11 protein-coding genes are annotated in these 9440 nt (G+C 39.0%); 7 read left to right on the top strand and 4 right to left on the bottom strand.

Annotated features, from left to right (window positions below; translation table 11 throughout):
* Both QVB70_RS06590 and QVB70_RS06585 read left to right on the top strand, forming a co-directional pair.
* On the top strand, positions 1-823 hold an 823-nt coding region (locus QVB70_RS06590), incomplete at its 5' end, for an RNA-guided endonuclease TnpB family protein (protein WP_287584647.1).
* Between the two features lie 307 nt (positions 824-1130).
* Positions 1131-1478: a C2H2-type zinc finger protein gene (locus tag QVB70_RS06585; RefSeq protein ID WP_287584645.1), complete on the top strand. Its 348-nt coding sequence runs from the start codon at positions 1131-1133 to the stop codon at positions 1476-1478.
* A 208-nt stretch (positions 1479-1686) separates the two neighbouring features.
* On the opposite strand, the gene QVB70_RS06580 is transcribed toward QVB70_RS06585, so the two are convergent.
* A complete protein-coding gene (locus QVB70_RS06580; protein WP_287584643.1) occupies positions 1687-2535 on the bottom strand; it encodes a dimethylarginine dimethylaminohydrolase family protein in 849 nt (282 codons plus the stop codon).
* A 201-nt stretch (positions 2536-2736) separates the two neighbouring features.
* On the opposite strand from QVB70_RS06580, the gene QVB70_RS06575 reads away from it, so the two are divergent.
* The 3 genes from QVB70_RS06575 to QVB70_RS06565 are packed head-to-tail and all read left to right on the top strand — an operon-like array spanning position 2737 to position 5365.
* Positions 2737-4176 (top strand): FAD-binding oxidoreductase, encoded by a 1440-nt coding sequence (locus tag QVB70_RS06575; protein ID WP_287584641.1) that lies wholly within the window; start codon positions 2737-2739, stop codon positions 4174-4176.
* Positions 4177-4194: 18 nt separating this feature from the next.
* A complete protein-coding gene (locus tag QVB70_RS06570; RefSeq protein ID WP_287584639.1) occupies positions 4195-4620 on the top strand; it encodes a (Fe-S)-binding protein in 426 nt (141 codons plus the stop codon).
* Positions 4505-5365: a heterodisulfide reductase-related iron-sulfur binding cluster gene (locus tag QVB70_RS06565; RefSeq protein ID WP_342766547.1), complete on the top strand. Its 861-nt coding sequence runs from the start codon at positions 4505-4507 to the stop codon at positions 5363-5365. Before QVB70_RS06570 ends, QVB70_RS06565 begins: the two co-directional genes overlap by 116 nt.
* A gap of 35 nt (positions 5366-5400) precedes the next feature.
* On the opposite strand, the gene QVB70_RS06560 is transcribed toward QVB70_RS06565, so the two are convergent.
* A complete protein-coding gene (locus tag QVB70_RS06560; protein ID WP_287584637.1) occupies positions 5401-6387 on the bottom strand; it encodes a hypothetical protein in 987 nt (328 codons plus the stop codon).
* Between the two features lie 232 nt (positions 6388-6619).
* On the opposite strand from QVB70_RS06560, the gene QVB70_RS06555 reads away from it, so the two are divergent.
* Positions 6620-6796, top strand: coding sequence for a hypothetical protein (locus tag QVB70_RS06555; RefSeq protein WP_287584635.1), 177 nt, complete (start codon positions 6620-6622; stop codon positions 6794-6796).
* A gap of 104 nt (positions 6797-6900) precedes the next feature.
* Positions 6901-7167 (top strand): hypothetical protein, encoded by a 267-nt coding sequence (locus QVB70_RS06550; RefSeq protein ID WP_287584633.1) that lies wholly within the window; start codon positions 6901-6903, stop codon positions 7165-7167.
* A 166-nt stretch (positions 7168-7333) separates the two neighbouring features.
* On the opposite strand, the gene QVB70_RS06545 is transcribed toward QVB70_RS06550, so the two are convergent.
* Both QVB70_RS06545 and QVB70_RS06540 read right to left on the bottom strand, forming a co-directional pair.
* Positions 7334-8236, bottom strand: coding sequence for an energy-coupling factor transporter transmembrane component T (locus QVB70_RS06545; RefSeq protein ID WP_287584631.1), 903 nt, complete (start codon positions 8234-8236; stop codon positions 7334-7336).
* An 18-nt stretch (positions 8237-8254) separates the two neighbouring features.
* Positions 8255-9440: ATP-binding cassette domain-containing protein (locus QVB70_RS06540; protein WP_287584630.1), on the bottom strand; the 1186-nt coding region annotated here is incomplete at its 5' end.

Genomic DNA, 9440 nt, shown 5'->3' with positions numbered 1-9440 from the left:
TGATTCCTTCACCTACCCGCAAAGTGGGTTCGCCCTCGATTACCACCACAAGAAACTCCGCCTCTCGAAAATCGGAGCTATCACCATTACACTCCACCGCCGGATCCCAGTTGAAGGGGTGATCAAGACCTGTACCATTACACGCGATGTCGACCACTGGTATGCCTGTTTTGCAATAGCACTGCCTAATCCCGATCCTCAGCCTCAGAGAGACATACGGAAGGCCGTAGGTATAGATGTCGGGCTGAAGAGTCTAATCACGTGTAATAACGGAGACACCATCGCTAACCCACGCTGGTTGAGACACTCGGAGAAGCAGTTAGCCAAAGAACAGCGAAGGAAAGATAGGAAACGTAAGGGTTCCCATAATCGTCACAAGCAGAACAGGAAGGTAGCACGGGTACACCGAAAGATACGCAACCAACGGAAGGACTTTCATCACCAGCTTAGTCGAATACTGGTCGATACCTATGACCTGATTGTGTATGAGAACCTTAGGATCACCAACATGGTGAAGAACCATCATCTTGCCAAATCGATTAGTGACGCCGGTTGGGGGCAACTCATGTGCTTTACCGAGTACAAAGCGGAGGAGGCTGGTTCTCTGGTAGAATATGTGAGTGCCTATAATAGCACCCAACGGTGTAGTAGGTGTGGCAAACTGGTACCCAAAACGCTGGCAACCCGCATCCACCGCTGTCCTTACTGTGGACTGGTGTTAGCGAGAGACCATAATTCAGCCATCACGGTGTTACACCGATCCACGCACTATTTAAAATCATGCTCATCATCAGGGCAGGAACTGTCCGTAGAGCCTGTTTGACATGTCCCGTTGGGGAATGGATGATTCAGGAAGCCAGTCTACTTGTAGGGTGGTAGTTCACCATCACCAATCCATAGAGAACTTCATATTTTTCTATTATTTTTTCAATCTCATAAGCATAAAGAGGTTTTTCAACTCTGACATTAATCTTCATAAGTTTAAAACAAATTTTTCATACCACAAAGATACATGAACTTCTGCTAGACAAATTCACAAATTAATTGTGACTTTGCCGCAAACTCTACCTTTATACCTATGTCATATTAATATGATGTTAAATAATGACAAAAAATTAAAGGTGATAAAAATGGGTGCATATGATTGTGATTCGTGTGGACTTAAATTTAAAACACGAGAAGAATTCGAAAAACATGCTGAGGAAAAACATGGCATGTCTGGTTTAGTAGACACAGCTATAGAGAAAATGGATGAATCTGGAGAATGTCCGACGTGTGGCCTTAGCTACAAGAGCAAAGACGAACTGATGGCTCATATTGAGGGGAAACACGGGATGCCTGGCTATGTTGACGTCATAATATCGAAAATGGACGAATCTGGTGAATGCGACCATTGCGGATTGGAATATAAGAGCAAAGACGATCTAAAAGATCATTACGATGAACACCACGGCATGCCTGGGACAGGGGCAGTTTAACTCTAGAAAACAAATATACTAGCTATTTTGACCGAAATGAAAATAAATTTTAAAATCTTTAGCCGGAAGAATCTTTTCTGGCGTCTTTTTTTAAGTTAGATTTAATAATTGCTAATTCATTGTCTGTAAGAATACGACATTTTTCGTTCTCTCAGAACATCTCTCTTCGTTATAAATAATATTATCATAGCTGTTTTTTTCTAAACTTTTATGTCCGCAAAAGAGGCAATGAAAGGCAAGTTGGTCCTCCGCTTCGGTTGTGGCAGATATCTTCTCCTTCAAATTCTAGGATTTCCACGCCATGATCTTCTAGTTTTCGCTTAGATTTATTTCCTTTTACCATGATTCCCTTTCTAGGTTTCAGCATCAATACATTATTGCCATGTACCTTCAATTCATCATAGGTCAATTCAATGAGTTCAATACCTCTCTCTTGTAGAAATTCATACATATTAAGTGGCATGAGATCCAGATACGCGACAGCTAAATCTATGTCTAGAGGATGTATTATAGAGAGTAAATGGATAAGATCTTCGGGACCATGGAAGTAAGGTAAAGGAAATTGAAATACCTCTACTGATAACTCTTCTAAGGCCATTTTTAATTGCAGAAATCCTAATTCATTAGTTCGATGCGTTTTACCAACGATAACTGTTTGAGGGTCGAGCCATAATATATCTCCCCCTTCCAGTAATGCATCTCCATTAATCTTAAAATAAATTGGAATGCCTATTCGCTGCAGTTCTCTTTCGATAACAGGAACTTCCGCTTCTCTTAGTTTTTTCCCCATCTTACAAAGGATTGCACCGCTATTGGTCACTATTGCGTTATCAAATACAAAAATAGAATCAAGTAGCGTGTTTGAACCCTTTTCTTCATCTTGGGCTAGGATAACTTCTACACCTTCTCCTCTTAATAAATCAACGAGTTCTTCATGTTCGCGAATTGCTTGCTCCAGATCGGGTTTGTGAAAATATCCAAAGTCTCTCCATGCCTCAGTTTCTTCAGGTTGATCTCGGGGCGATTTTAAGAGGATTTTTTTAAGGGGCTTGATCATTGATTGCCCCCCGAACTTGATAGTCTGCTGCATATCGTTCATATCCCTTAAGAGCAATGAGGATGTTCATCATTTAAAGATTGCACATAGTATTGAGAACCAATATCCATAGTCTTTTATTTATTACTGATGAACCCCATTTTGCCTATATTGTAAATGCATTAAAGTTCATTTTTACAGCATAATTAAGGCGATGCAACGATGAAAAGCGAATTTCGTCAACTTTTAAAGATTGTGAATCAAGAAAATATTATTTCTGATGAAACAGACCTCTTAGCGTACTCACGTGACTTAACACCATATATCCTTAAGCCAGACATAGTTATTTTTCCTGAAACGACTAAAGATGTTTCAGAAGTGCTAAAGTTTGCTAATGAAAAAAAGATTCCAGTCACAATGCGAGGCTCTGGTGCAAGTTTTACTGGATCCTCGCTTCCTCGAAAGGGGGGAATTGTACTCGATATGAGCGAAATGAATCACATCATTAAGATAATTCCTGAGGATTTTATCTGTGTTGCTCAACCGGGAGTGAGTCTAGGTGAACTTAACAGCGAACTAATGAAATATGATTGCATTTTTCCGCATGATATCGGCTCGAAGGATGTTAGTTCGCTTGGAGGAGTAGTTGCATCCGATTCTCACGGGCATCACGGTCTTAAAAATGGAAAGGTTGGCAACTGGATAATTGGTCTTGAAGTTGTCTTAGCCAATGGCAAGATCGTAAAACTTGGAACAAATACCTTACGAAACAATTGCGGCTTTAATTTAATACGGCTATTTGCTGGATCTCAAGGCACTCTTTGTGCTATAACTGAAATTACGATTTGTATCGCACCACTTCCGAAAACTTCAGCGACAATAGGCATATTTTTTGATGAGATGGAGAATGTGATGTCTGCTGTAAGAGCAATTATATATGCAGGCGTCGAGCCAAGTGCAATCGAAATTGTAGATCAGTTTTCTCTAAATGCTGTGAATAAGACACTTCAATTAGGTTTTCCAAAAGCCGAAGCAATGATGATTACCGATGTAGAAGCACCAGACGATGACTCACTTGAGAAAAAGGTAAATGTAGTCAAAGAAATGTGTATAGCACATGATGGGCGCGATATACTGTGGTCTAAAGACCCAAAAGAAATGGATACCTTGTGGTTGCCTAGGACGGGCATAGATATAGCCATTGCAAAAACTCACGCAGGTTATAGAGAAGTGGGCTTTGCCATTGCAGACCCATGCGTGTCCCTATCTGCAATGATAGACGTGATGATCAAGATGCGGCAAATCTTCGATGAACATGATGTCTTAGCAGCCGTGTTTGGGCATGTGGGACTCGGAATAATACACCCTGCAGTTTTTGTAAAGGTAGATGATCCCAATGAGTGGAAGGCTGCAAAAAAGGCTGAAAAGGAAATAGTGGACCTCATAGCACAGGTTGGAGGGACAATTACAGGAGAACACGGGATAGGTTTGATCAAAAGCCCATTTGTTCCTGCAGAACTGGGAAACAGCTTGGACATAATGAGGGCTATTAAGCAATTATTCGATCCTAATGGAATCCTAAATATTGGAAAAATGTGTTTAGATGAATTATCATTTGAAGAGCCTCCTCATTCAGCTTACTCAAAATATAAGGATGAATAACTAAAGGACGATGAGTTTATGAACGAAAGTGCGTCAAACAGTGAAGAATTGGCAAAGCTTAGAGATGAAGTAATAATATGTACAAATTGTGGATTGTGTAAAGCGGTATGCCCAATTTTTGAAGAAAACAGACGTGAACCATTCAGCGCAAGGGCTAAGATGATCTTAGCGTATTTTCTCTTATCAGACCAAATTGAATTAAACGATACGGTAGTATCGAGAATTTATCAATGCACCACATGCAAAAATTGTACATATACTTGCCTGTGTGAATTAGATGTGGCAAAAATTATCGAGAAATTACGGAAATTATTGGTAGAAAAGGGACATGCAACGGAAGTATCGTCTGAGCTTGTCACAAATATCGAGAAAACGTATAATCCATTTGGGGAAGACCCTAAAGTACGTAACAACTTCCTTAAACTTGTCCAAGAAGAAGATTAGGGGTACAAACATGTTAGTGTATTATGTGGGTTGCATGGCGACATACAGACTACCCAGTATTGCTAAGAGTACGATTGAAATTTTAAAAGAGAGTGGAATTGATTTTACTGTTCTAGGAGACAAAGAATGGTGTTGCGGTTCAGTTGCCTTACGAACTGGATATATTGATATTGCAAAAAAACTGGCAGAGCATAATGTAGAGGAGATCAAGAAATTAGGCGCCGATCGAGTTGTTACGGCGTGTGCAGGTTGCTACAGAACATTCAAAGTTGATTATCCAGAATTACTTGGCACGGATGACTTAGGCTTTGAAGTGCTTCATGTTCCAGAATTGCTTCACGAATTAATTGAAACGGGAAAAGTGGAGCTACAACAATTAGATAAAACTGTAACGTTTCACGATCCATGCCACATTGGACGTCATATGGATCTCTATGAAATACCAAGGGTTGTTTTACAGAAGGTGCCTGGTTTGGAACTAGTTGAAATGGAACGAAATAAAGAAAATGCGCGATGCTGCGGTGCAGGCGGTGGAGTACGTTCTGCTTTCAGAGACCTTTCAAGAAATCTCGCAAATAGAAGACTAGAAGATGCCGAAGAAACCAAAGCCGAGATCTTAACGACGGCATGCCCATTTTGCACTTACAATCTAAGAGAAGCCGTGGACCGAAATGGAACTGATATAGAGATGCTTGATCTCCCTGAATTATTTGTGAGACTCATTAAAAAAAAGAGTCGTGAATAAGCATGTATTAACTATAACGACAAATCTCTATTTTATTAAAAGGAAATCTCTGTTCCTATGTTCTTCTTTTTTGCCGCCAGATATGCATGTTTTGCGGCGCTTGCATCCTGAATTGCCATGCCAACCGATTTGAAAAATGTGATTTCGTCTTCTGATGTCCTTCCTGGTTTTTTTCCGATAACAAGATCGCCTAATTCCGCGTATATATGCTCTTTTGTTATAGCTCCATTCTCTAATGGTATAATAAGGTCTCCTGCTTCACTAAACGATGCTTCAAACGAATCAACGACTACCTTAGCCTTTTTTACGGTGGCAACGTCCACTTCTTGCATTTGAGGCGTGTAGCTCCCAATACCGTTAATATGCGTACCTGGTTTAATCCAATCACCAGAAAATGTAGGAGTTTTCGACCATGTAGCTGTCAGAATTATATCTGCATCTTCTACAGTTTCTTTGTTGCTTGTTGCTACATTAACAGGAATGTTCAATTTTTCACTCATTTGTTTTGCAAAAGCCTCTTGCCTCTCTATTGGGTCTATAGAATAGATTTTTGCCTTTTCTATAGGTCTTACTTCACATACCGCCCACAATTGTTTCTCTGCTTGAACTCCTGTGCCGATAAGACCCACTTTTTTCGCCTTTTCTCGTGCTAAGTATTTAGTAGCAACCCCACTAACGCCTCCTGTACGCATAGCTGTGAGATAACCTCCATCCATTATGCTAAGAATTTGTCCAGTTTTTGGATCAATTAAGAGAACCGCAGCATGAATTGTTGGGAGATTGTAGAGTTGTGGATTATTTTTAAATACAGATACAACCTTACAGCTCATAGCCTCCATTTGTTCTAAATATGCTGGCATAAAAAGAACAATACCTTCCTCTTTTTCGACTTCTATCGGAACTCTTAGGGGGGCCTTCGCGGTTCGCCTAGAAAATTCAGCAAATGCGTGTTCAACTACATTAATAGTATCACTCATTGTTAAAACGGACTCTAAATCTGAACGAGAAAGGAATAGCACCATTTTTCTAACCTCAAATTTTCGTATGTTGGCTATATGTGTGACTTTCACTAATTAAATGATTGTGCTCTAAATATAGCAGTTTTCTATTTGACTCGTTGAAGGTGTTAAATCGACTTGTCGACAAAATATGATAGATTTCGAAGCAAATTGACAAAAGTACGTTTTCACTTACACTACTCTCCCACTCTAGGTTTAAATCTATGAGTGACGTATCTGTAGATGATGATATAAAATGTCAGACGAAGAGTTAAAAAACAAGGTAAAGGAACTCTCTGGCAAATGGAAAGAAAGTAGAGATTATCAATATATTCAAGAGGCACTACGTGCTGCTAAGCAGATTAAAGATGATAAAGTCCAGGTGTTTTTAGCAATATTACACGATATTGCCGAAGTATGTGCCGAGTGTTGAGACAAATTGATTGTCATTAACATAAGGTTTATTATGCCCCTCATAATTGACTTTTCTTAGGCATATATAATTAAACCTACATCCCTGCTTTAAGGTGATTAATTATGACAAAATTCAGATTGTGCATTGACAATGCTAACGGGAAAGTTTTGGCTGAGAATGAGGTGATTTTACGCACTAAATTCAATTATCATATAGATAGGGGTTTTAAAAAATTGCTAGAAAAGATTGATTTAGCACCCTATTCTGGCCAATCATTATTAGGTCAAGTGAAATATTTCACACCGTATAATGACGTGTTCTTCGTAAGCTCATTTAACATTGAAATATCTGATGACAAAACAGTATCTTCTATTGAGAGAATCAGCTAACTTATTGTACAAATTTGAAGCTTCTTATTCTAATTGATCAATAGTGTGACATTGGCTCGATGCTTCAACGTGAGGCAGTTTACTCGCAGACTGTTGCAATTAGTTATTTCGTTTCTGCTTTTCAACTTAAACTTTTTAAAAATGAGATACAATTAAAAAAATCCTTTTAAAAGGGCAGAAGTTGTGGAATCATAGGAATATAGACCGTTAATACTTGCACCCATAGGGTAGCTGTGTTAAAGGCACCTGTATTGAATTTGAACCAAAGACAGAAGGCATATACTAAGACCGTTATAGCTAAAAATGCAATTTCTCTTGCATGAATTCCTACATCTTCCATGAAAGTACGCTTTTCGGGAGCTCCAAACCCTCGACTTTCGATTGCGATTTCTAAATCATTTGCTTGCCGCAAGAGTATAAGCACTAGGGGCGTCGTAATTGGGATGTAAGCACTAATTGCTTTCTTGATGAAATTCATTTTATCGATATTGAACGCACGAAGTTTTTGTGCCTCTACGATTCGACTCCATGTGGCGTCCACCATTGGTACGAACCGAATCGCAGTGACGAGCATAAATGCAAAGCTAAAAGGAACTTTAATCTTTGTAAGCCCATCTAATAATTTGGATGGCGAAGTGGTCATTATTAAGAGCGGAAGCGCGCATACAGCGGTAATGACACGAACAACAATCATTATTCCGAAGAGGAATCCTTCTAATGTAAAGACGCCTAAGTCAGCACCGCCAGCAATTTGGTAACTCCATGGTAATTTGAAGAGTGGAGTCTGTGATTCTCCTAAGCCTACGCGCGCGTACATGAATCCCTGAATGACGATAATAAAGATACAAACAAATAGGAAAAGTCTGAAAACTTTAGCAAGATATCTTAACCTGATTTTGCCAAACTGCCATAAAATCAATGTATATACAAGCCAGACCAACAGCATCAGTATATCTGCTGTTCGTGTGACAATTAAGACTAAGGGGAGTGTGAGTAACACATAAATCAGTTTTGCAATAGGACTCATTCTGTGCATGAGTGAATTTGCTTTTATATATTCGATTGTCATTGATTCCGTATCTCCCTTCTAGGATAAAATATGAATCATATCTTCAACAGAAAGCACATCTTGAGGAATATTATATTCTTGCAAAGCGAATGCTAATTGTGTCATTTGTGGAGGCTTCAGAAACGCCCGCTTTAATACATCTTTCTGATAAAAAACATCTCTTGTGGGACCATCGGCAATTATCTCTCCATCTGCCATGACTATTAGTCTCTTAGCGAATCTCGCCACGAGTTCCATATCGTGTGTAATCATAATTACAGTTTTCAATAAGCCTTTATCAAACAAGTCTTTGGCTAAATCCGCAAGTAAGTATCGTCCCCAATAATCTTGCGCTGTTGTCGGTTCATCCATAATCAGTATTTCTGGTCTCATTGCTAAGACCGTAGCTACCGCTAACTTGCGCCGATCTCCGAACGACAATCGGAATGGAAATGTGTCATATTCTTTATCAAGACCCACAACTCGTAATGCATCTAGAACACGGTCTTCTATCTCGTCATCTGGCACTCCAATATTTTTTAAACCGAAACGGATTTCCTTGTCTGCCGAAATAGTGAATAATTGATAATCTGGATTCTGAAGTACCATTCCTACTTTTTTTGCTACGTCACTAACATCAAGTTTACTAAGATCTTCGCCTCTGAAGAATGCGTTTCCTTCTGTTGCTTGTAAAATACCAACAAAATTCTTAACCAAAGTAGTCTTTCCGCTTCCATTTTGACCAATTATGCCTACAAATTCGCCTTCATAGATTTTCAAATTGATGTTTTTTAACGCCTTAATATGTTCATAACCTTTGTAAGAATAGCTTAAATTTTCAGCAATTAAAATAGATTCTCCTAATTCCTTTTTTCCATCACCAGGTAACGCTTTTTTGACGGAAAGTTTTCTATCTTTAAAAAGGGCTTCCATTTTTCCTATTCCTTGATAGAGAGAAATTTGAGGTTCTACGTGAAATCTCTCTTGTAATTTTAGGAATAATTGAGAGATATCAGGCGGACGAACACCGTTTTCTTCGATTATTTTTGTGCGACTGAGGACTTCATCTGTTGGTCCGTAGTCAATACTCTTACCATCTCTTAAAATTAATATTTTGTCTGCAAGATCTATGATTTCTTCTGTTTTATGAGTAATCATGATTGTCGTGACTTTACCTTCTTTTTTTAACTGTTGAATTGCATCAAGCACTTCGACAGTGCCGAGT

Origin of the sequence: Candidatus Borrarchaeum sp., assembly GCF_019058535.1 — an archaeon.
In the GTDB taxonomy this organism is placed as follows: domain Archaea; phylum Asgardarchaeota; class Sifarchaeia; order Borrarchaeales; family Borrarchaeaceae; genus Borrarchaeum; species Borrarchaeum weybense.
This window is presented reverse-complemented; position numbering and strand designations above follow the sequence as displayed.

What these genes read in the sequence shown, in the direction of transcription:
- QVB70_RS06585 (WP_287584645.1), top strand. Translation starts at nt 1,131, where the DNA reads ATGGGTGCATATGATTGTGATTCGTGTGGACTTAAATTTAAAACACGA.
- QVB70_RS06575 (WP_287584641.1), top strand. Translation starts at nt 2,737, where the DNA reads ATGAAAAGCGAATTTCGTCAACTTTTAAAGATTGTGAATCAAGAAAAT.
- QVB70_RS06550 (WP_287584633.1), top strand. Translation starts at nt 6,901, where the DNA reads ATGACAAAATTCAGATTGTGCATTGACAATGCTAACGGGAAAGTTTTG.
- QVB70_RS06570 (WP_287584639.1), top strand. Translation starts at nt 4,195, where the DNA reads ATGAACGAAAGTGCGTCAAACAGTGAAGAATTGGCAAAGCTTAGAGAT.
- QVB70_RS06565 (WP_342766547.1), top strand. Translation starts at nt 4,505, where the DNA reads ATGCAACGGAAGTATCGTCTGAGCTTGTCACAAATATCGAGAAAACGT.
- QVB70_RS06545 (WP_287584631.1), bottom strand. Translation starts at nt 8,236, where the DNA reads ATGACAATCGAATATATAAAAGCAAATTCACTCATGCACAGAATGAGT.
- QVB70_RS06580 (WP_287584643.1), bottom strand. Translation starts at nt 2,535, where the DNA reads ATGATCAAGCCCCTTAAAAAAATCCTCTTAAAATCGCCCCGAGATCAA.
- QVB70_RS06555 (WP_287584635.1), top strand. Translation starts at nt 6,620, where the DNA reads ATGTCAGACGAAGAGTTAAAAAACAAGGTAAAGGAACTCTCTGGCAAA.
- QVB70_RS06560 (WP_287584637.1), bottom strand. Translation starts at nt 6,387, where the DNA reads ATGGTGCTATTCCTTTCTCGTTCAGATTTAGAGTCCGTTTTAACAATG.